22 protein-coding genes are annotated in these 23397 nt (G+C 27.2%); 11 read left to right on the top strand and 11 right to left on the bottom strand.

The features are described from left to right. Positions 1-141: 141 nt before the first annotated feature. The 3 genes from NY022_RS06895 to NY022_RS06885 are packed head-to-tail and all read right to left on the bottom strand — an operon-like array spanning position 142 to position 4003. Positions 142-2796: an EAL domain-containing protein gene (locus tag NY022_RS06895; RefSeq protein WP_267524702.1), complete on the bottom strand. Its 2655-nt coding sequence runs from the start codon at positions 2794-2796 to the stop codon at positions 142-144. Then, positions 2793-3653, bottom strand: a complete 861-nt coding sequence (locus NY022_RS06890) for a cytochrome-c peroxidase (protein WP_267524699.1) — start codon at positions 3651-3653, stop codon at positions 2793-2795. Before NY022_RS06890 ends, NY022_RS06895 begins: the two co-directional genes overlap by 4 nt. Beyond that, the gene (locus tag NY022_RS06885) at positions 3650-4003 is read right to left on the bottom strand and encodes a Fur family transcriptional regulator (RefSeq protein ID WP_267524697.1); all 354 of its coding nucleotides are present in this window, start codon (positions 4001-4003) and stop codon (positions 3650-3652) included. The genes NY022_RS06890 and NY022_RS06885 overlap by 4 nt, the downstream gene beginning before the upstream one ends. Positions 4004-4118: 115 nt before the next feature. Here NY022_RS06885 and NY022_RS06880 point away from each other — a divergent pair, with 115 nt between their 5' ends. The 4 genes from NY022_RS06880 to NY022_RS06865 are packed head-to-tail and all read left to right on the top strand — an operon-like array spanning position 4119 to position 8385. Next, on the top strand, positions 4119-5606 hold the full coding sequence (locus NY022_RS06880) for a metal ABC transporter solute-binding protein, Zn/Mn family (protein WP_267524695.1): 1488 nt from the start codon (positions 4119-4121) through the stop codon (positions 5604-5606). Continuing rightward, positions 5572-6879 (top strand): hypothetical protein, encoded by a 1308-nt coding sequence (locus NY022_RS06875; RefSeq protein WP_267524694.1) that lies wholly within the window; start codon positions 5572-5574, stop codon positions 6877-6879. Before NY022_RS06880 ends, NY022_RS06875 begins: the two co-directional genes overlap by 35 nt. Next, entirely contained in the window at positions 6876-7601 is a 726-nt protein-coding gene (locus NY022_RS06870; protein ID WP_267524692.1) for a metal ABC transporter ATP-binding protein, read from the top strand. Before NY022_RS06875 ends, NY022_RS06870 begins: the two co-directional genes overlap by 4 nt. Further along, on the top strand, positions 7579-8385 hold the full coding sequence (locus NY022_RS06865; protein WP_324287470.1) for a metal ABC transporter permease: 807 nt from the start codon (positions 7579-7581) through the stop codon (positions 8383-8385). The genes NY022_RS06870 and NY022_RS06865 overlap by 23 nt, the downstream gene beginning before the upstream one ends. Here NY022_RS06865 and NY022_RS06860 read toward each other — a convergent pair. The 4 genes from NY022_RS06860 to mqnE all read right to left on the bottom strand — a co-directional run bounded on the left by NY022_RS06860 (position 8382) and on the right by mqnE (position 11827). Then, positions 8382-8750 carry an HIT family protein gene (locus tag NY022_RS06860; RefSeq protein WP_267524688.1) on the bottom strand — a complete coding sequence of 123 codons (369 nt, stop codon included), beginning with the start codon at positions 8748-8750 and terminating at the stop codon, positions 8382-8384. The genes NY022_RS06865 and NY022_RS06860 overlap by 4 nt on opposite strands. Continuing rightward, positions 8747-9187 carry a phosphoribosyltransferase gene (locus NY022_RS06855; RefSeq protein ID WP_267524686.1) on the bottom strand — a complete coding sequence of 147 codons (441 nt, stop codon included), beginning with the start codon at positions 9185-9187 and terminating at the stop codon, positions 8747-8749. Before NY022_RS06855 ends, NY022_RS06860 begins: the two co-directional genes overlap by 4 nt. A 10-nt stretch (positions 9188-9197) precedes the next feature. Then, complete coding sequence (locus NY022_RS06850; RefSeq protein ID WP_267524684.1) at positions 9198-10547, bottom strand: NCS2 family permease; 1350 nt, start codon at positions 10545-10547, stop codon at positions 9198-9200. Between the two features lie 215 nt (positions 10548-10762). Beyond that, positions 10763-11827 (bottom strand): aminofutalosine synthase MqnE, encoded by a 1065-nt coding sequence (gene mqnE, locus NY022_RS06845; RefSeq protein WP_214116032.1) that lies wholly within the window; start codon positions 11825-11827, stop codon positions 10763-10765. A 92-nt stretch (positions 11828-11919) separates the two neighbouring features. On the opposite strand from mqnE, the gene glmS reads away from it, so the two are divergent. The 7 genes from glmS (at position 11920) to NY022_RS06810 (ending at position 20576) form a co-directional block, all read left to right on the top strand. Beyond that, positions 11920-13698: a glutamine--fructose-6-phosphate transaminase (isomerizing) gene (gene glmS / locus NY022_RS06840; protein ID WP_267524682.1), complete on the top strand. Its 1779-nt coding sequence runs from the start codon at positions 11920-11922 to the stop codon at positions 13696-13698. A gap of 177 nt (positions 13699-13875) precedes the next feature. After that, entirely contained in the window at positions 13876-15456 is a 1581-nt protein-coding gene (locus tag NY022_RS06835) for an ABC transporter substrate-binding protein (protein WP_267524681.1), read from the top strand. 16 nt (positions 15457-15472) lie between these two features. Next, on the top strand, positions 15473-17065 hold the full coding sequence (locus tag NY022_RS06830) for an ABC transporter substrate-binding protein (protein WP_267524680.1): 1593 nt from the start codon (positions 15473-15475) through the stop codon (positions 17063-17065). Positions 17066-17098: 33 nt separating this feature from the next. Further along, positions 17099-18103 (top strand): ABC transporter permease, encoded by a 1005-nt coding sequence (locus tag NY022_RS06825; RefSeq protein WP_267524679.1) that lies wholly within the window; start codon positions 17099-17101, stop codon positions 18101-18103. Next, positions 18103-18945, top strand: coding sequence for an ABC transporter permease (locus tag NY022_RS06820; protein ID WP_267524678.1), 843 nt, complete (start codon positions 18103-18105; stop codon positions 18943-18945). Before NY022_RS06825 ends, NY022_RS06820 begins: the two co-directional genes overlap by 1 nt. Before the next feature lie 3 nt (positions 18946-18948). Beyond that, positions 18949-19800, top strand: coding sequence for an ABC transporter ATP-binding protein (locus NY022_RS06815; RefSeq protein ID WP_267524677.1), 852 nt, complete (start codon positions 18949-18951; stop codon positions 19798-19800). Continuing rightward, positions 19797-20576, top strand: a complete 780-nt coding sequence (locus tag NY022_RS06810; protein WP_267524676.1) for an ATP-binding cassette domain-containing protein — start codon at positions 19797-19799, stop codon at positions 20574-20576. Before NY022_RS06815 ends, NY022_RS06810 begins: the two co-directional genes overlap by 4 nt. A gap of 202 nt (positions 20577-20778) precedes the next feature. On the opposite strand, the gene NY022_RS06805 is transcribed toward NY022_RS06810, so the two are convergent. The 4 genes from NY022_RS06805 to NY022_RS06790 all read right to left on the bottom strand — a co-directional run bounded on the left by NY022_RS06805 (position 20779) and on the right by NY022_RS06790 (position 23338). Continuing rightward, positions 20779-21471, bottom strand: coding sequence for an aspartate/glutamate racemase family protein (locus tag NY022_RS06805; RefSeq protein ID WP_267524811.1), 693 nt, complete (start codon positions 21469-21471; stop codon positions 20779-20781). After that, the gene (locus tag NY022_RS06800) at positions 21468-22361 is read right to left on the bottom strand and encodes a dicarboxylate/amino acid:cation symporter (protein ID WP_267524809.1); all 894 of its coding nucleotides are present in this window, start codon (positions 22359-22361) and stop codon (positions 21468-21470) included. The genes NY022_RS06805 and NY022_RS06800 overlap by 4 nt, the downstream gene beginning before the upstream one ends. A gap of 40 nt (positions 22362-22401) precedes the next feature. Then, positions 22402-22755: a cation:dicarboxylate symporter family transporter gene (locus tag NY022_RS06795; RefSeq protein ID WP_267524675.1), complete on the bottom strand. Its 354-nt coding sequence runs from the start codon at positions 22753-22755 to the stop codon at positions 22402-22404. A 142-nt stretch (positions 22756-22897) separates the two neighbouring features. Continuing rightward, positions 22898-23338, bottom strand: coding sequence for a hypothetical protein (locus NY022_RS06790; RefSeq protein WP_267524674.1), 441 nt, complete (start codon positions 23336-23338; stop codon positions 22898-22900). Between the last annotated feature and the right edge of the window lie 59 nt (positions 23339-23397).

Below are 23397 nucleotides of genomic sequence, written 5' to 3'. Positions count from 1 at the left end.
TTAAAAAAATAAATATTTAAAATATAGAAAAAATATTATTTTTTAAATATATTTTATTTATATAAAATACTAAAAATAAATTTTTATCCAACTTAAATATATTTTACTATCTTTATACAGTTTATAAATTATAAAATCAAGTTAAACAAAAATATTATGTGGCTCCTCAGGTTTACTTAATTCATAACCTTGAGCTTTTTCTATTCCATAATCTTGAACTATTTTTAAAATTTCTTGATTTTTAACAAATTCAGCGACAACTTCATAGCCTTGCTTATGTGCGAAACTAACCAAAGTTTCAAGAACCGTTCTAGCGTTTTCATCAACTATTAAACTCTCAATAATTGAACCATCAATTTTTAAATAATCAAATTTAATTTTTAATAACCTATAAAAATTTGAATACCCGCTACCAAAATCATCTATTGCGATTTTACAACCATAAAAAGATATAAATTCTAAAAAATTAGATAAATCATCATATTTATCAATACTTTCACTTTCTAATATCTCTACACATAAAGCCTCTGGACGAGAGCATTTTTCTAATCTTCTTCTAAATAACTTATTAGTTTCCTTATTTGTAATATCAGAATTAGCTAAATTTATACTAAAATTTTCATTAGGATAAATATCTATCAAATCAAAAACTTTATTAATAACAACTTCTTGTATATCTTTATAAAGACCTACTTTTCTTGCTACATCTAAAAATGTACTAGGGTATATTATCTCATTATTTTCACCCCTAATTCTTACTAATACTTCATAATAAGATATATCTCTAGTCAAAGAATTATGAACGCCCTGACATACAACAAAAATTTTATCATTATCAAGTGCATGTCTAATGCGAGATACTATTTTTTGCTGTTCTACATGTTGTTTTTCAATATTTAAACCCTCTTTGTAAATACAATAAGGCTCTTTTGTTCTAATAGTTTCATAACTTGCTAACATTGCCTGAGCTAAACGATTGATAATTTCTTGATTTGATTTTCTAATATCCCTATCACTTGATATACCAATATTTAATTCTAAATCTTTAAGTTCAACCCCTGAACTAATTTTTAATTCAAATTTATTTTTTTTACCTAAAGAAAAATTATCTACACCATAACTATTAATAGTAAAATGCTTTTGTATAAGTTCGGCTGCTTTGATAGCTTCATCTTGATTTTTATAAACTATACAAAATTCGTCTATGTGTAAATGATAAATATCTATACTTTTTAATACCTCATCATTATCCTTGATATTTAAAGCATTTTTTAAAGAATTTGCAAAAACTTTTATAATTTCATCAATTAATATAGTAGAATAATTTAACCTAAAATCATTAAAATTATCAATTTTCAAATATAAAAAGATATTGTTTTTATTAGCTCTATCATTTTTTAATTCTCTATCTTGTAAAGCTTGTAAAGATAATAATCCGGTTAAACTATCAGTATCAAGTTTTGTTTGCATATTGTAAAGTTTAGTTCTATAATCTCTAATCTGCAAAATTTTCTTAGTTACATCAACCTTATTTATCAATTCATAATTGCGATCTATAACTTTCCTAAAAACTGAAAAATACCTAGTATCCCTTCTACTAACCACACTATTTTCATCATATAATTGAATATTGTTGTGATTTTCTTCTACTAATGTGCCAAAATCAAATCCTTTATTATCACTAATATCTATAATATTGCTAAGTGAATCATAAAAATTTATAGCTTGAGTTTTTTTAGTATCATCACTTTGTTCAGTCAATATAAATGAATTGAAACTAAAATTATCATTAACAAAATCAGGAGTAACTACATTGTTTTTTCTATTAATTAAAACCTGTTGAATTGGAGAATTTAAAAAAGCCTTATATAAAATCTGTAATAACAAATTTAATTCATAATTGAATTTAAAATATACTCCTAAAACAAAAATTAAAGATATAAAAATAACCAAATATACTAAAATTAATTGTTCTTTAGTTTTTTGTAATCTTTCACTACTTTTTATAATATCATCTCGTATTATTTCTATAGTGTTAATAAAATCTTTAAAATTTACAATTTTCTCTTTTTGTAATCTTAATTGTTTTACTCCCAGCAATAATTTTTTAGAAAGTAGTAAAAACATTTTTTCATTATCTAAAATGTCATTTTTATAAATATAATCATCTATTTTATTTATATTTTTTTTATCATTACTACCCTGTAATTTAAATATATTTTCATTATTTTCTTTAATTAAATTATCTTTTTCTAAAATTAAATGTTCTATTTCTTTTACATATTCATTAAGCATTGTTAAATCAACATTGCTTGTAAATACAAATTCCAAAACACCCTGCTTTATTTCCATTAATTTTACTTGAGAATATATGACATTAAAACTTTTAAAATCGCTAAAACTAATTCCTAATAAAGCATTAAAATCTGTTATGTATTTTTTTAAATCATCTAAAGATTTTTCTAATTTAATTGACTGCTCATCAGTAATTTTATCCCTACCTTGTAATGTTTGTATCAAATCTACACTTTTTACATTAAGGCTAGATAATCTTTTTCCACTTATATCAAAATTAGTATATACGCTAGGTTTTTCAATATCTAACATTAATTCTTTTTGTTCTATTATGATATCTTGAATTTTTTTGTCTATTAAATTGTTAAAATTAATTCTATTAAGTTTATAAAAAAATAAACCACTACATATAAGTAAAGAAACAACCAAACAAAATGTCAAAATTTTAAAAATATTAAGTGCAAATGTTTTTACTTCTATATCTCTATATTCTTTATTCATTGTTTATCCAAAATCCTAGGTCTTTTTCCTTCTAGTGTTTTTAAAAACTCTATTATATCATCCACATCTTTATCAGGCATAATAATTCCTAATTGACAAGCAGTTTTTGCTCTTATAATATCCTCTAAATAATGATAACCACCATTATAAGAATATGGTGCTGTTAATGTTATGTTTCTTAATGTAGGTATTTTTACCATTTCACTATCACTAAATTCACAGTGCTGAAAAAAATCATTATTAACACTAGATATCATATTAGTCCCAAAATTATCACCGTTATGACATGCTAAACAACCATATTTATTAAATAATTTTAAACCATTTTTAGCTCTCTCACTAATAGCCAAAGAATCTCCTTTTAAAAAAAGATCAAATGGTGAATCTAGTGTTACTAATGCTTTTTCAAATTCAACAAGAGCTAAAATAGCACTATTTGTATTTGCCTTTAAGCCGACTTTTTCAAATAAAACATTATATGTGACATTATTTTGTAATATATTATCAAGGTCATTTTTATCTAAGTGCATATCCCTTAATAAAGTTTGTTCTACTTGTTCGTATAAGTTATTAACACTTGCATCTTTAAAAAATAAATTAGAATATGCAATATTTAAAACAGTCGGTGGGTTTAATAAATTATCAGTGTTTATACCTGAATTATTAGAACCTGAACCAGTTAAATTTAAGTCATGACAAGTATTGCAAGATACTTTTGAAGAATTTAAATTTATATCAAAAAACATCCTTTTACCAATTAATGCTAAATCTTCATCATATGGAATTTCTTTAAGTGGTTTATAAATATTTGCTGCAAATAAATAAATGCAAAAAAACAATAATATAATTTTTCTCATTCACTACCTTTACAATCTTTACAAACTCCTTTTACAAGCACAGAATTTACTTCTACCTTATCAATTTTTGGAAGTGGCAAATCCTGAGTATGATGACAAATATCACAAATAAATAAAGCATTATTGCCTTTATTTATTTGATAATACCCTTTACCATCAAGTTCTACTTTATGTACTATTTTTTTTTGCAAAAATTGTTCCATAGTTCTATAAAATGTAGTTTTATTAGCTTTTGTTTTAAATTCATCAAAACACATAGGTTCTTTAGCTTTCAAAAGCTCATCTAACAATAAAATTCTAAATTCTGTAATACTAATATCATGTTCTTTTAATAATTTTAATGAATTCATTTCGGAATAATAGCATAAAAAACTTAAAAATAAACTATCTTACATTAATGCAACTAAGTTGCATTTAAGCAACTTTATACTACACTTTAAATCATTAAAAATGAAAGGCTTTATTATGAAAAAAATATTATTTTTAAGCATTGTTACGAGCTATGCTTTAGCAACTAATGTAGGAGTTAGTATATTACCACAAGAAATGATAGTAAAAAAATTACTACCAGATGCAAAAGTTACAGTACTTATGCCAGCAGGAGCTGACCCTCATACATATGAACCAAAACCAGCACAAATGATAGAACTTAGCAAAGCTAAAGTTTTTTTAGGAATAGGTGTTGAAGTTGAAGATGTTTGGCTTAAAAGACTTGCTGAAAATACAAATATAAAAATAGCTCATACAAACGAAGGTATCAAAAAAAATAAATATTCTCAAATAGAATTAGATGAACACCATCATCACAATCATAACGATGATGTTTATAATGGAAAATTTGATGATAAAGATGTAAAAAATAGAGATTTAAGCGATTGGTATGGTGATTGGAAATCAATTTATCCTTATGCACTTGATGGCTCACTAGATGATTTTTTTGAATTAAAAGCTAATGCAAGTGAAAATAAAACTAAAGATTATTATAAAAATTACTATTTAGATGGCTATAAAACCGATGTAGAAAAAATAATCATCAATAAAGATGGAATGGAATTTATAAAAAATGGAATTAGCAAAAAATCACAATACAAATATGTAGGATATAAAATTTTAACCTACGAATCAGGTAAAAAAGGTGTAAGATATTTATTTGAAGCTACACAAAATAATGGTACTCCTAAATTTGTTCAATTTAGCGACCATAATATAGCACCAACTAAAGATTTAGAACATTTTCATATATTCTTTGGAGATGAAAGCCAAGAAAAATTATTAGAAGAAATGATAAATTGGCCTACATACTATCCTAAAAATATGAATATTGATGAGATAAAAGAAGATTTAATTCATCATATAGAACATAAAAAAGATGACAAACATAATCATCACGATCATCATGAAAATCATCATGAACATAATCACGATAAAGACGATGGACACGAGGGTCATCATCACGACCACTCAGGCTTAGATGTACATATTTGGACTGACCCTATTTTATTAAAACAAATAGCACAAAATTCAGCTAATGCTCTAAAAGAAGCAATGCCTGAAAACACAAAAGAAATAGATATAAATTTAGAAAAATTTCAAAAAGAACTTGATGAGTTAAATTTAAAACTTTATGATTTAACAAAAGATTTAAAAACGAAAGGTTTTGTGAGTGCGCATCCTTCATGGGGGTATTTTGCTAATAGATATAATTTATCAGAATATACCGTAGAATTTGAAGGTAAGGAGATAAAAGCAAACAAATTAGCAAAAATAGTGGAGGCTGCGAAAGATAAAAAGATTTGTCTTGTTTTAAAAGCTCCACAATTTAGTGATAAACTAATAAATGTAATTCACAAAGAAAGTGGTTTAAAAATAGTACAAATAGACCCGCTTGCACCTAATTTTCTAGAGGAGCTTATAAAATTTGCTAAAATTCTTAAAGATAATTGTTCTAATTAATTTTTTAAATTTAAAAATATTTGCATGTGCTTTGTGTGCTTTATATACACCTACAGCACATGTAAGTTTTATGGGAAAATCAATCAAATGGGAATTTTCATCTAATTTTTCACAGACATTATTAGATGGTTTTGATAAAAATAATGATAAAAAATTAGATGGAAAAGAATTAATAGAAATAAGAGTAAATTTACTTGATTATTTAATACCTAAAAATTTTTTAACCTCATTAAAATATTATGATTTACCATTAGGTGAAACTCAAAAAATAAATTTTAATGTAAAAAATGTTAATGTTAAATTTGATAAAGTTTTATTCTTAGAATACGATTTAGATTATGATTTTACACCACAAATTGATAGAGTATTAGTGTTTAATATAAAAGATGAGGACGGATTTTTTAATTTTTTAATTAAGGAAAATACCTATAAACTAGATAATTTTATAATTGATGAAAATATAAATTTAAACGCTGCTTATTATCAAATAGTATCAAATAAAACACAAATTAAAGATAAAAAACAAATAATTAAAATAGTGCAAAAAGAAACTAATAATGAATTAATACAAAGCTTAAAAAAAATATATAAAAATATATTAGATTTTTTAGTTTTACTACAGGAAAAATTAATTTTATTACTTAAAGAAAATAATATTTTATTTTATCCACTAGCTTTAATATATGGATTTTTACACGCTTTATTACCTAGTCATGGAAAAACTCTAAGTGCTAGTTATTTTATGAATTCAAAAAGAAAAATAATTGGCTTTGCTTTAAAAGTTGGATTTTTTCATCTTATTTCAGCATTTATAATATCTAGCTTTTTATCAATATTTGACCTACTTAATCTAGGTAGAATTTCAGGATTATTGATATCTTTTTTAGCATTGATTTTACTATATATTAAAATTCATAAAATAAAAACAACTAAAATTACACAATCAAACAATATAACAAATTTAAAAAATTTTAGCATTAAAAAACAAGATAGTAAAATTTTAAAAATAATTAAAAGCCCTAATACATTAGATAATTTTTCAGCATTTATAATAGGTTTAATGCCTTGCCCTGGACTTATTTTAGTATTAGGTTTATTATCTAGCCTAGGTGCTAAAGCATTCATTTGTGCTATTTTAATTGCATTAGGAATGAGTTTGGCTATATTTTTAAGTGCATTTATAGTAACTAGATTTACATTTTCTAAAAAAATAGAAATTTTAAGTTTAGTTTTTGTATTCTTTTTAGGATTATTTATAGGATTGTCACAATGATAAAAATAGAAAATGTAAATTTCTCATACTCAAATCAATTAGTATTAGAAAACATTAATTACGAGATAGAAAAAAACGATTTTGCTGGAATTATTGGTGCTAATGGTGGTGGTAAAAGCACAATGTTAAAACTAATATTAGGTATATTAAAACCTAATAGCGGAAAAATTACTATAAATGCAAAAAAAACAAGCTATGTCCCTCAAGCACACAAAATAAACCCAACATTTCCTATTAGCGTAATTGATTTAGTTTTAACTGGAAAATTAAATAAATTTGCTTTCTTTTTTTCATCAAAGCAAGATAAACTTGAAGCAACAAAGTGTTTAGAATTAGTAGGAATGAAAGATTATGTCAATAAAAAATTTACAAATCTTAGCGGTGGTCAGCAACAACGCGTATTAATAGCTAGAGCAATCTTAAGTGGCTGTGATTTGTTATTATTAGATGAACCAACTGCTAGTATTGACGCTAAAGGACAAATTGAAATTTTTGAATTATTAAAAAAATTAAATGATAATGGAATTTGTATTCTTTGTGTATGTCATGATGTAATGTTGCTTAGCTCATATGCAAATAAAATAATAAATATACAAAAAACCTGTTACATTCATAATGATATTTGTGGAATTGATAAAAATCGCTTATTACATTTAGCAAATCATAAAGAACATTTATGTGAATTAGAACTATGGAAAAATTATGGAATATCTAAAATTTGATTTTATACAAAATGCGATATTAGCTACAATTTTAGTTAGTATTGCATGTGGGATAATTGGCTCGTTAGTTTTTACCAATCGTCTTGTAGCAATGGTAGGTGGAATTTCTCACGCTGCTTATGGTGGGCTTGGAATTTCTTTATATTTTGGAATAAATACAATGCTAAGCTCCTTAGGGTTTGTAGTGTTTTGTGCTATTTTAATAGCATATTTATCAAAAAATTATCAAAATCAAGATGCTGTAATAGGCGTAGTATGGGCATTTGGAATGAGTGTTGGAATATTACTTAGCGATTTAAGCCCAAATTCAAATACTATAATTTTTAGCTATTTATTCGGTGCCATTGTGGCTGTTGAAAATATTGATTTAATAACAATGTTTATCGCTAATATTGTATTTATACTAATGACAATTATTTTTTATAAACAATTAGTTGGTGTTAGTGTTGATAAGGAATTTTGTCAAGTTTGTGGTGTAAATGCAAATTTTATCTATTATATGCTAATCGTTGCTTCAGCTGTTTGTATAGTAATTAGCTTAAGAGTTGTTGGAATGGTCTTAATTTTAGCCTTGCTTTGTATCCCAAGTTATATTTCGTCAATGTTTTGTAGTAGTTTAGCTAGTATGATGATAAGTTCAAGTATTTTATCACTTATTTTTTGTCTAGGTGGATTAATTTTAAGTGTAGCTTATGCCCTTAGTAGCGGTGCTTGTATCATTATGTTAGCTTGTTTTGGTTTTGCTATTGCATACTTAATAAAAATATTAAAAAACAAAGCTTAAAAGCCTTGTTTTTTAACCTCATCTAATAAAATATTTATAAATTTATCAAAATCTTTACTATAGTCCTTGCCATCATTTTGTCTAATTCCCCACATACTTTCAGGATAAAATCCATCATCACTAAATCTAGCCATTATATGCCAGTGAGCTTTAGGCAAGTAATTTGCAAACGATGCATGATTAATCTTAGTTGGATTATAAAATTTAATCATTTCTTTTTCTATAAGAATAGCTAATTTAAAGATTTTTAAACTTATTTCTTCATTATCACTAAGTTCTTTATATCCATCTTTTGCATGAATTTCTAGCCACGGAATAGAACTCTCATGGCGTTTAATATAGCAAAAACTATTTTCATAAATCATTCTTCAAAATCCCAAAAAAAGCTTATCCATTCTTTAGCTTCTTTTATACAAAATTCAGGTTTTATGATAGCTTTAGGTTTATAAAATACAACAGCTAATTTAATATCTAAATGTGGGTAAAGTTTTAAAATTTTTTTCTTAATAGCGTCTAGACTTTCACCACTATCAACAATATCATCTATTAATAAAACTTTTTTAGCATTACTAAGGTCTGGAATATTTGTTATTTCAATAGTATCTAACTTTTTTTGTCCATCGTAATGAATACTGTTTAAAATATAAGCATTTCTACTTTTAAGTGCAGTTGCTAATGCGTGAGTAAGTGTAAGACCACCACGAGCAACCCCTACAAAAGCATCTGGATTAAACTCATCCTTAATACGTTTTGCAAATGGAACAAAATCCTTTTTAAATTCATCATAAGTATATTGATACATAGTTTTTCCTTTAATTAAATTTCATAAATTGTAGCAAAAATACTGCCATACAAATAATTGATATGATGATTATACCACCACTTAACTTATTAAATTCTTTTCTTAATAATCTAACTAATACATAAGAAATAAAACCAAAAGCAATACCTGTGGTAATTGAATAAGTAAACGGCATCATAATTACTGTAAAAAATGTTGCAACGCTATTTGCTGGATCTTTAAAATCAATATTGCTAACTTCCATAAACATTAAAATTCCAACCATTATCAAAATAGGATAAATGGTATTTGCTGGAATAGCTTTAAAAAATGGCAAGAAAAATATACAAAGGCAAAATAATAAGGCTACAAATACACTTGTAAGTCCAGTTTTACCACCCGCTTCAACCCCTGCAGTACTTTCAACGAAAGCAGTAGCTGTTGAAGTCCCTATAATAGCACCAGCACAAGTTCCAGCAGCATCAGCTATTAAAGTTCTTCCTATTTTTTTATCTCCTACTTTATCTACACTACCATCAATTCTTTTTTTATTTTTAAATATACCACCCCTAATACCTATGCCTGTGATTGTCCCTATGCTATCAAATAATTGAGTTACAAAAAGCGTCATTACTGCTGGCATTATAGATAAACTTAAAGCATCCATTATGTTAAGTTTTGCAAAAATTTCCATTAAACCACCATTACTACTAAAATTTGGCATAGCTACAAATTCTTTAGGTAAAGTCGCACCACCTATGTTAAAAGTCCAAGCAACAACACTTCCTATTAAAACCGCTAAAATAAATCCAGCTTTAACCTTCCATACCCAAAAACATAATATTAAAAATAAAACAAATAAACAAAAAAGCACATTAGGGTCAGCAAAATTTCCTATTTTAATAAGTGTTACTGAATCTCCTTGAACTATTTTTGATTGATTCATTCCCATAAATGCAATAAAACAACCTATACCAGCACTAATAGCACGGCGAAAATCTTCTGGGATACTTTGTAAAATAAAAATACGAAAATTTGTAAACGAAAGAACTAAAAATATAAAACCACTAATAAAAACAGCACCTAAAGCGGTTTGCCAAGGTATATTTTGTCCTATACACATTGAAAATGTAAAATAAACATTAAGCCCCATTCCAGTACTCATAGCAACTGGAGTATTAGCAAAAAGTCCTGTAAATGCGGTTGCTATTATAGTTACTAAGGTAGTAGCTATCATCAATGCTTCTATACTAATTCCTACATTATGAACTATAAAAGCATTTGTAGGAATAATATAAATCATAGATAAAAATATTGCTAAAGCAGCATTAAACTCGGTTTTGACATTTGTATTATTTTCTTTTAATTTAAAAAAGTCCATTTGGATAATTCCTTTAAAAAATAAATTTCTAGCATAACGCAACTAAATCCTACAAAATTTAAAATTAAACTAACTCATTTTGTTTTCCTTGTTTTGTGATTTGTATTAATTTTGTGTAAGTTTTGAATATTGTTATATAAATTTATTTTTTCAATTGAATATAAGCTAAGTTTAATCCTCTTAAAATACAACCATAAGTAGTATATTAATTCCAATCAATATTCCTTAATCTCATTGTATAAACTATCTCTTTCTATTGGAATTAAATTTGATGTTTTGATATTGTCTATGAAGTCTTGTAGCGTAATGCCATTCGCACTTTTTGCACCACCTGCACTTTGGATATTTTCTTTTTCTATTGTTCCATCAAGGTCATTTGCTCCGTATTCTTGAGCCACCATTGCAAGGTTTAATCCTAAAGTCGCCCAATAAGCTTTAATATGAGAAATATTATCCAAAACAAGCCTTGCTATTGCAATAGTTTTTAGAATTTCTATACTTCCAAGCGGTTTTAAATCCTTTAAGAATGAATTGTCTTTTTGCCATACTAACGGAATAAAAGCATTAAATCCTTTGCTGATATCTTGTTGTTTTCTTAGTCTTAGCATATGGTCAATTCTGTTCTCACGACTTTCAATGTGTCCAAAAAGCATAGTTGCATTACTTTGTTTTCCTTTTTGATGCCATAGCCCATGAATCTTAAGCCAATTATCAGAACTAACTTTGCTAGCACAAAGCTCATTTCTAACTTTTTCATCAAAAATTTCAGCACCGCCACCCGGCATAGAATCAACTCCATATTCAAGCATTTTGTCAATTACTGCAGAATAATCTCCATCAAAAAAACTCTTTGCAATAAAATTAATTTCAGCAGCTGTCATTGCTTTAATATGTAAATGTGGGTATTTATCTTTAATTTTTCTAAAAATCTCAAAATACCATTCCCAACCACCTTTTTTATTGTGAGCTGAAACAATGTGTATTTCTTTTGTCCCACGAGTAACGGTATCATCAACTATTTTTAAGATTTCTTCGTGTGTTAGATGATATGGATTTGGATTGTGCCTATGAGCTGAAAATGCACAAAAAGCACAAGTATCAACGCACATATTTGTAGGATTTATGTGACGATTACAATTAAAATAAACTTTTTTTCCGTGAAGTTTTAATCTCTTTTTATTAGCGTAAAATCCTAAGACTTGCAAATCTAAATCGTATAACTTATAACAATCTTCTTCGCTTAATCTTTTACCTTCGTCTAACGCTTCTAAAATATCCATTTACCATCCTTAAAAAAGAAAAGTGATTATATTTATCTTTGTTTAACAACTTACTATAAATTAGCGTAATTTTTATTATTAAAGGATTAAAAATGTGCGGAATTGTTGGGTATTTAGGACAATTAGAAAAAAAAGAAATTATATTAAAAGGATTAAAAGAGCTTGAATATCGTGGATATGATAGTGCTGGTATGGCTGTGTTGGAAAAAGACGAATTGAGTTTTTTTAAAAAAGCTGGAAAACTAGAGAACCTAGCAAATTTTATGAAAAATCTAAACTTTCATGATGAAGGTGTAGCTATAGGTCATACTCGCTGGGCAACTCACGGAAAACCTGATGATACAAATTCTCATCCACATTACGGCGAATATTCTTGCGTAATACATAATGGAATTATAGAAAATTATAAAGAAATAAAAGAAGAACTAAAAACCACACATTTTAATTCGCAAACAGATACAGAAGTAATTGTTCATTTATTTGAAAAATACGCAAATACTTTAAGTCCTGAAAAAGCTTTTAGTGAAGTTATTAAAAAAATTGATGGAGCTTATGCAATATTACTAATCACAAAAAAAGCTCCGAATACTATATTTTTTGCTAAGAAAAACGCACCACTAATAATAGGAAAAGGCTCAAATAATAGTGAGTTTTATATGGCATCTTGTGATGCTCCGTTGGTTGGAATTTGCAAACAAGTTGCTTATTTAAACGATGGAGATTTTGGCTTTTTAGATAAAAATGGAATTCATTTATTAAATGGCGTTGTTGAGTTTAAAGAATTAAATTGTGATAAAGAAAGTGCTTTAAAAGATGGGTTTGATACTTTTATGGAAAAAGAAATCTACGAGCAAAGTCAAATCGTTCAAAATATATTAATAGGAAGAATTATTAATGATAAAGTATGTTTTGATGAATTAAAGAATTTAAATCAAGACTTTAGTAAAATCATAATTTGTGCTTGTGGCACTAGCTATCACGCAGCATTAGCATCTAGCTATATTTTTGAAAGAAGTGCTAATATTGAATGCCGTGTAGAAATAGCAAGTGAGTTTAGATATAAAAATGGCTTTTTAGATAAAAACGCTTTATTTGTTTGTATATCTCAAAGCGGCGAGACAGCTGATACTCTTGAAGCTTTAAAAATAGCAAAAAATGCTGGGCTTAAAACTTTAGCATTATGCAATGTTGATAATTCAAGCATAGCAAGAGAAGCTGATTATTGTATTTTAATTCGTGCAGGGATTGAAAAAAGTGTAGCAAGCACTAAAGCATTTTGCGCTCAAATGCTAAATCTATGGCTACTAGCATTGTATTTAAATAAAAATCCTAATTTAGATATTAAAAAAGAATTACTTGCTATTAAGGATTTATCTAATGTATTAAAAGTAAATAAAAATACTCACGATAAATTAAAACGCCTAAGCAAGCGATACTTACACGGACACGGATTTTTCTTTATAGGTAGAGATTTATTTTATCCACTTGCACTTGAAGCAGCATTAAAATTAAAAGAAATAAGCTATATGCACGCAGAAGGCTATGCAGCAGGAGAGATGAAACATGGTCCTATCGCACTTGCTGATAGCGAATTATTTACAATTGCATTTATGCCAAAAAATATTTTATATGATAAAACTCGCTCAAATGTCTTAGAATTAAGTGCAAGAGATGCAAATATTTTAGCAATTTCTCCTATTGAGTTTAGCGAAGCTGATGATTTTATAAAAACAAGCGAACAAGAACATTATCTAAGCGAGTTTTTTGAAATGATGGTAATTATGCAATTATTTGCACTAGAAATTACAAATCGTGTTGGTGCAAATGTAGATATGCCAAGAAATCTAGCAAAAAGCGTAACGGTTGAATAGTTATTAATAATTTGCAACCATAAATTTTAAATACATTAAAATTAAACATAATTTAATAATATATTTTAATTAATGTTACAAATTTACACATACAATTTATTTTTCTTATAATATGCTATGCAAATTATCATTTTTAAAGTAAATTTAAAACATATATTGAATAGGTGGAGAAAAAATATGAAAAAGATGTTTTTGTTAAGTTCATTAATAGCATTTAATATGCTTTACGCAAACCCTAACTATGGTGGAACATTGGTATTTGCTAGAACTTCAGATGCTAGTTTGCTAGACCCTGCACATGTTACTGATGCTGAAAGTATATATGCAACAAGACAAATTTATGATACTTTAGTAAGGTTTAAAAAAGGTTCAACAGAAATAGAACCTGCACTTGCAAAAAGTTATGAAATAAGTGAAGATGGGCTTACATATATTTTTCATTTAAGAGAAGGCGTATATTTTGCTCCGACAAAATATTTTAATGAAAAAGTTGAAATGACAGCTGATGATGTTGTATTCTCGCTAAAAAGACAATTTGATGAAAATAATCCTTATCATAGCATTACTGGTTCTTATGATTATTGGGTTTCTATGGGTATGAATGATGTAGTAAAAGATGTAGAAAAAATTGATAATTATACTGTAAAAATAACTCTTAAAAAAAATGAAGCTCCATTTTTAGCGAATATGGCAATGGACTTTATGAGTATTGTTTCCAAAAAATATGCTGATAAGCTTTTATCTGAAAATAAAGCTACTGACTTAAATCGATATCCTGTTGGAACTGGTCCTTTTGTATTTGTTAGTTGGAAAAAAGATGACGCCATAGTACTACAGGCTAATAAAAATTATTGGGATGATAAAAAACCTTATTTAGATAGATTGATAATAAAAGTAGTTCCTAATGCAAGTGTTCGTGCAGCCGAACTTAAAGCTGGGCAAATTCATATTATGGATAAACCAAATTTTACTGAACTTGAAAATTTAGCAAAAATAGAAAATATTAAAATTGAAAAAAAGCCTGGTGTAAATGTATATTATATGTCAATGAATATGACAAAAGAATGGTTTAAAAATCCACTTGTAAGACAGGCTATAAACCATGCTATCAATAAAGAAGCAATAATAAAAACAGTATATGAAGATTATGCAAGAGTAGCTTATTCCCCAGTTCCAATATCAATGTGGGGTTTTAATGAAAATATAAAAAAATATGAGTATAACCCAAAAAAAGCAAAAGAATTGCTAATAAAAGCAGGATACCCTGATGGTTTTAGTATAAATTTATTATCTAGACCATCGCAAGATAGCAAAAAAGCTGCTGAAGCAATACAAGCTGATTTAGCAAAAGTTGGAATTAATGTAAAAATACAAAACTATGATTTTACAACTTATTTAAAAATAATTAAAAATTTAGAACACGATATGTCTATGAATGGTTGGCAAGGAGATAATGGAGACCCTGATAATTTCTTATATATAATGTTAAGTAAAAATGCAATTATAAAACCTGCTGGTAATTTTTCTGCTTGGTCAAACGATGAATTTGATGCATTAATTACAAAAGCAAAAGAAATTTCAAATCAAAAAGAACGTGAAGAATTGTATAAAAAAGCACAAGAAATATTTGGAGAAGAATCGCCTTGGGTTACTTTAGCAAATATTTACGATATTTATCCTATGCAAAAAAATATTGAAGGTTTTGAAGTAAATAATATCGGAGGTTTAAGATTTGATACAGTTTGGATTAAAAAATAATTTAAAAGGAGAAAAAATGAAAAAAATGTTTTTGTTAAGCTCATTAGTTGCTTTTAATATGCTTTATGCTAATCCAGTTGATGGTGGTGTTTTAGTTTTTGGTAGAAGTGGAGATTCAAGCACACTTGACCCATCAAAAGCTACAGATGGTGAAAGTTTTTATGGAACTACACAGGTTTATGATACTTTAGTTCAATTTAAATTGGGTAGTACAGAAATAGAACCTGCACTTGCAAAAAGTTATGAGATAAGTGAAGATGGGCTTACATATATTTTTCATTTAAGAGAAGGAGTATATTTTGCTCCGACAAAATATTTTAATGAAAAAGTTGAAATGACAGCTGATGATGTTGTATTCTCGCTAAAAAGACAATTTGATGAAAAACATCCATATAATAAAATAAATGGTCCACACGATTATTGGAGTGCTATGGATATGGATAATATCGTAAAAGATGTAGAAAAAATAGATAAATATACAGTAAAAGTAACACTAAAGAAAAGAGAAGCTCCGTTTTTAGCAAATATGGCAATGGATTTTGCTAGTATTTTATGTGAAAAATATGCAAATGAACTTTTAGCTAAAAATAAAGCTCAAGATATCACAAGACTTCCAGTAGGCACAGGACCATTTGTGTTAGTTGATTGGAAGAAAGATGACAAAATGATATTCAATGCAAACAAAGAATATTGGGGAGGAAAACCTCATCTTGATAGACTAATTATTCGTGTAATTCCAAATCCTAGCGTTAGAGCAGCAGAGCTTAAAGCAGGACAAATTCAAGTAATGGATTTTCCAAATCCAGCAGAATTAAAAGATCTAGAAAAAAACCCAAATATAAAAGTAATGAAAAAAGAAGGTATGAATGTAGGATATATGGCTATGAATCAAAAAAGAGCTGAATTTAAAAATCCTTTAGTTCGTCAAGCAATTAATCACGCTATTAATAAAAAAGCAATAGTTGATGCAATTTATGAAGGTTTAGGAAGTGTGGCTGATTCTCCTATCCCACCTAGTATGTGGAGTTATACAAATGATATTGCAAAATATGATTATGACCCTAAAAAAGCTAAAGAATTATTAGTACAAGCAGGATATCCTAATGGATTTAAAACAAATATGTGGGTTCTACCAGTTTCAAGACCTTATATGCCTGATGGAAAAAGAGTTGCGGAAGTTGTTCAGGCTGATTTAGCAAAAATTGGAATTGAAGCAAAGATTGCTACATATGATTACACAACCTACTTAGAAAAATCTAAAAATTTAGAACACGATATTATGTTTAGTGGTTGGACAGGAGATAATGGGGACCCTGATAATTTCTTATACGCATTATTAAGCAAAGCAGCAGCAAAACTACCAGCAAATAACTATTCAGCGTGGGAAAATGATGAGTTTAACAACCTTGTAACTAAAGCAAAAGAAACTCCAAATCAAGAAGAACGTGTAAAACTATATGAAGAAGCTCAAAAAATATTTGCTAAAGATGCTCCTTGGGTAACAATTGCAAATGCTGTGAATGTTGTTCCTATGCTTAAAAAAATTCAAGGTTTTGAAATTGACCCTGTTGGTAAAAGAAGATTTCATACCGTTTGGATAGAAAAATAAAAACTAGGCTTTTAGCCTAGTTTAAGGATTATAATGATTAGCTATTTAATAAAAAGAATTTTATGGGTAATTCCAACTTTATTTGGTGTTTCTTTATTGGTTTTTTCTATGTTGCATTTAACACCAGGAGAACCTGCTTTAGCGATTTTAGGCGAACATGCTACAGCTGAAAGCATAGAAAAATTTAATAAAGAAATGGGGCTAGATAAACCACTAAATGAACAATATATAAATTTTATTTCTAAGGCAATTAAAGGTGATTTTGGGGTTTCGTTAAAATCAAAGCAACCTGTCTTAGTTGAATTTAAAGAAAGATTTTTTGCAACTGCTGAACTTGCAATTGTAGCTATGTTTTTCGCTATTATTTTTGGCGTTATTATGGGTGTAATATCAGCTGTTTATAGATATTCTAAATTTGATTATTTATCTACTTTTATATCACTTACAGGTGTTTCTATGCCAGTATTTTGGCTAGGACTTATGCTTATATATTTATTTAGCATTTATTTAGAACTTTTACCTGTTTCAGGGCGACTTGGATATGAATTTTGGGTTGATGAAATTACTGGATTTTATCTAATTGATACTCTTTTAAACAAAGATTATCCAGCCTTTTTTGATGCATTTAAACATATTTTGATGCCAGCTTTTGCACTAGGAACAATTCCTATGGCAATAATTGCTAGAATGAGTCGTGCAAGCATGAGTGGGGTATTAAAAGAAGATTATATAAAAACAGCAAAAGCAAAAGGACTTAGTGGAATTAGAGTTATTTTAATTCACGCATTAAAAAATGCACTAATACCTGTAATTACAATAATAGGACTTATGATGGGCACACTTTTAGGAGGGGCTATATTAACAGAATCAACATTTTCTTGGCCAGGTATAGGAAAATGGCTCGTAAATGCAGTAAATCAAAGGGATTTTCCGATTATCCAAGGAACAACTTTAATTATTGCAATTATTTATGTAAGTATAAATTTAATTACTGATATTTTATATGCAGTTGTAAATCCTAAAATAAGGCTAAAATGATGGATAGAATAATTTTACAATTTAAAAAGAATTATTTTGCTTGTTTTGGACTTTTTATAACAATGGTTCTTATATTTTGTGCTATTTTTGCACCATTTATAGCTCCTTTTGATGAAGCTAGTCAAAACTTAGCAAATAGATTAATCCCTCCATTTTATAACGAAGGTGGTTCACTTACACATATTTTAGGGACTGATGAATTTGGAAGAGATGTTTTAAGTAGATTAATATATGGTGCTAGTGTATCTATCAAAATAGGTTTTATTAGCGTTGGAATATCATTAATATTTGGACTTATTTTAGGAATGTTAGCTGGATTTTATGGTGGTTTTATTGATAATTTAATTATGAGATTAATTGATATTATGCTAACAATCCCTTCTATTTTATTAGCAATCGTAGTTGTAGCAATATTAGGACCAAGCCTTAATAACGCAATGATAGCTATAGGAATTGTAGGAATTCCAACTTATGCAAGAATAATTAGAGCTTTAGTAATGGCTGAAAAAAATAAAGAATATGTAATTGCCTCTAAACTAAATGGCTCAAGTGATATTAGATTAATGTTAAATGTAATATTAGGAAATTGTCTAAGCCCTATTATAGTTCAAGCTACAATGGGTTTTGCTAGTGCTATACTTGAAGCTGCTGGACTTAGTTTTCTTGGGTTAGGAGCACAACCACCAATGGCTGAATGGGGAAGTATGTTAACAAATTCACTTGAATATATAAGTACGGCATATTGGCTTATTTTATATCCAGGTCTAGCAATATTTCTTACCGTTTTAGGCATAAACTTAGTAGGTGACGCATTAAGCGACGCATTAAATCCAAAGGTATAAAAAATGTTAAAGGTAGAAAATTTAAGCATATCTTTTAAGAGTGATTATGGATTAATTCATGCAATTAAAGATTTTTCTTTTGAACTTAAAGAAAATAAAACACTTTGCATAGTTGGAGAAAGTGGTAGTGGAAAAAGTGTAACAAGTCTAGCAATTATGGGATTATTAGCAAAAACCGCTGTCATTAATAGTGGTAAAATTATATATAATAATGAAGACCTTTTAAAGTTACAAGAAAAAAAATTAAGAAATATTCGTGGTAAAGAAATTGCTATGATTTTTCAAGAACCTATGACAAGTTTAAATCCAGTTTTAACTATAGGTTATCAATTAGAAGAGGTCTTAAAAGAGCATGAACCAAATTTAAATAAAAAAGATAGAATTGAAAAAATTATAAATATACTAAATAAAGTTGGTATAAAAGAGCCTGAAAAAAGACTAAAAGATTATCCTTTTAAATTAAGTGGTGGTCAAAGACAAAGAGTTATGATAGCAATGGCTGTAATTTGTAAGCCAAAATTATTAATAGCTGATGAGCCTACAACAGCACTTGATGTTAGCATTCAAGCACAGGTTTTAGAACTTATGAAAGAATTACAAAACGAATATAAAATGTCAATATTATTTATAACACATGATTTAGGAGTAGTAAATACAATAGCAGATGATATTTTAGTAGTATATAAAGGTGTAGCACTTGAAAGTGGTAGCTGCCAAGTTGTATTAAATAATCCTAAGCATCCATACACACAAGCACTATTAGGTGCAAATCCAATAAATAAAATTCCTAAAAGTAGGCTTAGTTTTGTTGATGAAAATATAGATTATCTAAAATTTAAAAAAGAGTTAAGATGAAATTATTTAGTATAAAAAACTTAAAAATCCATCATAAAATTAAGACTGGGTTTTTAAAATATGATTTAATAAAATCAGTTGATGGTATAGATTTTGACGTTTTTAAAGGCGAAACCTTAGCAATAGTCGGTGAAAGTGGTTGTGGTAAAAGTTCAACAGCTAAACTTTTAGTAGGAATTGATAAACCAACAAATGGAGAAATTTTATTTAAAAATCAAAATATAACAAAATTTAACAAAAATGATTGGAAAAATTACAGAAAAAGCGTTCAAATGATTTTTCAAGATCCATATTCAAGTTTAAACCCTCGTTGGAATATAAGAAAAATTATAGAAGAGCCTTTGCTTTTAAATACAAATTTAAATCTTAACGAAAGAAATGATTTGATAGATTATACAATGCTTAAAGTTGGACTAAAACCTGAATATTCAAAAAGATTTGCACATGAATTTAGCGGAGGACAACGCCAAAGAATAGGTATTGCAAGAGCTTTGATTATGAAACCTGAAGTTATAATTTGTGATGAACCTGTAAGCGCTCTTGATGTTAGCATTCAAGCACAAGTTTTAAATCTTTTATTAGATTTACAAGATGAATTTAAACTTACATATATTTTTATTAGCCATGATTTAAGTGTCGTTCGCCACATAAGTGATAGAATGTTGGTTATGAACGCAGGTAAAATTGTAGAAAGTGGTAATGTAGAAGAAATTTTTAAAAACCCTAAAGATAATTTCAGTAAAAAACTTATTAATTCTATCCCAAAAATTAACTAAAATCTTTTATTAAAATAACCTATAATAGGTTATTTTAATACTAACAAAACTATAAATATATAATTAATTTTATATTAAAATTTTTTAGTTGTTTTTGCTGCTTTAAACTTACATATTTTTTTAATTTTAAATAAATTACAATTTTAGCCAAGTAAATTATCCTTGGCTAATAACTTCATTCAATTTTAATAAATTTTGTAAATTAAATAATTTTAATATCACGAGAATATTTTATTATCTCCTTTGCAAGTTCAAGCGTAGGGTCTATAAAATTAAATTTATTTTCTAAATAAGGTAAAAATAATGGAATTTCAGTACAAGCTGCTATATAAATATCAGCTTTTATTCTATTTAAAATTGATTCAAATTTAGGCAAATATTCTGTAATTTTACCCGCTTTTGCACCATCATAAATACAAGACATTATATCATTTTGCATAATATCATCAATATATACACTTTCAAATCCAAATTTGATTAATTCTTTATCATAAATACCAGTTTTTTTAGTAGCTGTTGTAGCAATTACTGCTACTTTTTTTACATTTTTAAATTTATGATTAACTACATTTATGGTATTTTTAGCAATATGAAGTATTTGTATATCAACTTGCTTTATTATCTCATCGGCAAAAAAATGTGCTGTATTACAAGCTAAAACAATAAGCTCACAACCTGAATTTTTCAACCTTTTTGCACTTTTTATCAATTCTGGTAATGGATTTTCTCCATTACCTAAAATAAACTCTGTTCTATCTGGTATTTGTGTATTATTATCAATTATTAATGGGATATTTTCACCATCCTTACTAGCCTTTGTTTCATTAATGATTTTATAAAATAAATCAGCAGTAGCTAAAGCACCCATTCCACCAATAATTCCTATGGTTTTCATTTTTGCCATTTGCTCATATCCAATTCATTTTCACTTTTTGCTACATATACTGAAGCTATCATATCGCCTACAACATTCATAGATGTTCTACCCATATCAAGTATTGCATCCATAGCAAAAATCATTCCATAAGCAATAGCAACAATGCCTTCAACCTTTAAACCAATTGATTCTAACACCAACAATAACATAATAGCACCGGCACCAGGAATTCCAGCAGTTCCTATAGCCGCTAATAAGCTTGTAACAACAATAGTTATATAATTATTAAAAGTTAAATCTACTCCACAAGCATTTGCCATAAACAATGAGCACACACCTAAATAAACAGTTGTTCCGTTCATATTAACAGTAGCACCTACTGGCAAAACAAAACCATAAATACTTTTAGGAACTCCCATATCATTTTCAGCTGTTTGCATAGATATAGGAAGAGTTCCATTTGAACTTCTAGTAACAAAAGCTGTAATCATAGGTGGACGAACTTTTTTTAAAAAATCTAATGGGCTAATTTTTATAAATAAGCAAATTACACAATATACCAAAAATATTTGTAAAGCTAAACCTACATAAAGCGAAATGGTAACATTTGCTAACGAGCCAAAAGCTTCGGCACCATTTTTATTAAATACTACAAACATAAGAGCAAAAACTCCTATAGGTGCATATTGCATTACCCACTTAACAATTTTAAACATAATTTCAGCGCAACCATCTATAAAATCATAAACAATACTTGCTGAATTTTTAATTCTTAAATCATCACTATCCTTACAATATGCAAGTCCGATACCAAAGAATAAACAAAAACAAATAATAGGTAAAATTTCACCTTGTGCAATAGATGAAAAAGGATTTGTAGGAATTATATTTAATAAAATTTGACTTATTGATGGAGCGTTTGAAGATTTTGCAACAGCTTGTATATCATTAGATAGTTCTAAGCCCCCCCCCAGTATTAAAAACTAAACCACAACCAAGTCCTATGATAATAGCACAAAGTGATGTAAAAAAATAAAATAAAATTGATTTTAAACCGACTTTCCCAAGTCTTGCAGGTGATATACTAGATGTTCCAATAATTAAAGAAAAAGTAATGATAGGAACCATAATCATCTTTAATAATCTAATAAACAAATCACCGAATAAAGATATAAAATTAATTAGAGTATCGTTTTTATCAATAAACATACCCAAACACGAACCTAAAACAAGTGCAAACAATATTCTATACAATAAATTTGTATGAAAATAAAAAGAAAATATACCTTTTTTAGCACACATAAAAACTCCTAAAAATAAATTAAGTATTTTGTTAAATACCAATTTTATTATAATAAATATTATGATACTTTTATATTTTTTTATATTTTTTATTAGTAATGTGTGTAAATTTAGCCACTTATTAAAGTGGCTTAGAAATATTTTATTGTTCTACTTCGTTATTAATATCTTTATTCTCGATTTTTTCAGCTTTTTTCTTAGCTTTTTGTTCTTTTTGAATTAATTTTTTCTCTTCTTTATCTTGTTTAGCTTTTATCTTATCTTGTTCGTTCTTATAATCATCATTTAATTTAGCTTTTTTAGCTTCAAGTTTATCTTCTTTGATTTTTAATTTTTTGCTTTCATAATCATATTTAGTATCGGCTTTGATTTGTTTTAATTTAATACTATCTATTTTACCATCAACACAATTTTTGCTAATCTCATTTTTTTGATTTTCTAAATATTCTAACCTTAATGGATTTGGTTTTTTCTGAGATTTAACTTTTTCAATTTGTGTGTCAAGTTTATCTAAAACTTTATCACAATTAGTTGCTGCAAATAACGATGAAACCAATGTTAAACTTAATAATACTTTTTTCATAATCATCCTTTTGTTAAAATTTGTTTATATTCTAATGATATTTTATAAATAACTTTAAA

Source organism: Campylobacter sp. MG1 (genome assembly GCF_026616895.1).
Lineage (GTDB): Bacteria > Campylobacterota > Campylobacteria > Campylobacterales > Campylobacteraceae > Campylobacter_E.
Note: the sequence above shows the minus strand (reverse complement) of the source record. Positions and strands in the feature narration are given on the sequence as shown.

Excerpts from the sequence above, each read along its gene's own strand:
- NY022_RS06790 (WP_267524674.1), bottom strand. The coding sequence starts at position 23,338 with ATGAAAAAAGTATTATTAAGTTTAACATTGGTTTCATCGTTATTTGCA.
- NY022_RS06860 (WP_267524688.1), bottom strand. The coding sequence starts at position 8,750 with ATGATTTATGAAAATAGTTTTTGCTATATTAAACGCCATGAGAGTTCT.
- glmS (WP_267524682.1), top strand. The coding sequence starts at position 11,920 with ATGTGCGGAATTGTTGGGTATTTAGGACAATTAGAAAAAAAAGAAATT.
- NY022_RS06825 (WP_267524679.1), top strand. The coding sequence starts at position 17,099 with ATGATTAGCTATTTAATAAAAAGAATTTTATGGGTAATTCCAACTTTA.
- NY022_RS06850 (WP_267524684.1), bottom strand. The coding sequence starts at position 10,547 with ATGGACTTTTTTAAATTAAAAGAAAATAATACAAATGTCAAAACCGAG.
- NY022_RS06830 (WP_267524680.1), top strand. The coding sequence starts at position 15,473 with ATGAAAAAAATGTTTTTGTTAAGCTCATTAGTTGCTTTTAATATGCTT.
- NY022_RS06820 (WP_267524678.1), top strand. The coding sequence starts at position 18,103 with ATGGATAGAATAATTTTACAATTTAAAAAGAATTATTTTGCTTGTTTT.
- NY022_RS06835 (WP_267524681.1), top strand. The coding sequence starts at position 13,876 with ATGAAAAAGATGTTTTTGTTAAGTTCATTAATAGCATTTAATATGCTT.
- NY022_RS06870 (WP_267524692.1), top strand. The coding sequence starts at position 6,876 with ATGATAAAAATAGAAAATGTAAATTTCTCATACTCAAATCAATTAGTA.
- NY022_RS06890 (WP_267524699.1), bottom strand. The coding sequence starts at position 3,653 with ATGAGAAAAATTATATTATTGTTTTTTTGCATTTATTTATTTGCAGCA.
- NY022_RS06855 (WP_267524686.1), bottom strand. The coding sequence starts at position 9,187 with ATGTATCAATATACTTATGATGAATTTAAAAAGGATTTTGTTCCATTT.
- NY022_RS06885 (WP_267524697.1), bottom strand. The coding sequence starts at position 4,003 with ATGAATTCATTAAAATTATTAAAAGAACATGATATTAGTATTACAGAA.
- NY022_RS06795 (WP_267524675.1), bottom strand. The coding sequence starts at position 22,755 with ATGTGTGCTAAAAAAGGTATATTTTCTTTTTATTTTCATACAAATTTA.
- mqnE (WP_214116032.1), bottom strand. The coding sequence starts at position 11,827 with ATGGATATTTTAGAAGCGTTAGACGAAGGTAAAAGATTAAGCGAAGAA.
- NY022_RS06810 (WP_267524676.1), top strand. The coding sequence starts at position 19,797 with ATGAAATTATTTAGTATAAAAAACTTAAAAATCCATCATAAAATTAAG.
- NY022_RS06880 (WP_267524695.1), top strand. The coding sequence starts at position 4,119 with ATGAAAAAAATATTATTTTTAAGCATTGTTACGAGCTATGCTTTAGCA.
- NY022_RS06805 (WP_267524811.1), bottom strand. The coding sequence starts at position 21,471 with ATGAAAACCATAGGAATTATTGGTGGAATGGGTGCTTTAGCTACTGCT.
- NY022_RS06895 (WP_267524702.1), bottom strand. The coding sequence starts at position 2,796 with ATGAATAAAGAATATAGAGATATAGAAGTAAAAACATTTGCACTTAAT.
- NY022_RS06815 (WP_267524677.1), top strand. The coding sequence starts at position 18,949 with ATGTTAAAGGTAGAAAATTTAAGCATATCTTTTAAGAGTGATTATGGA.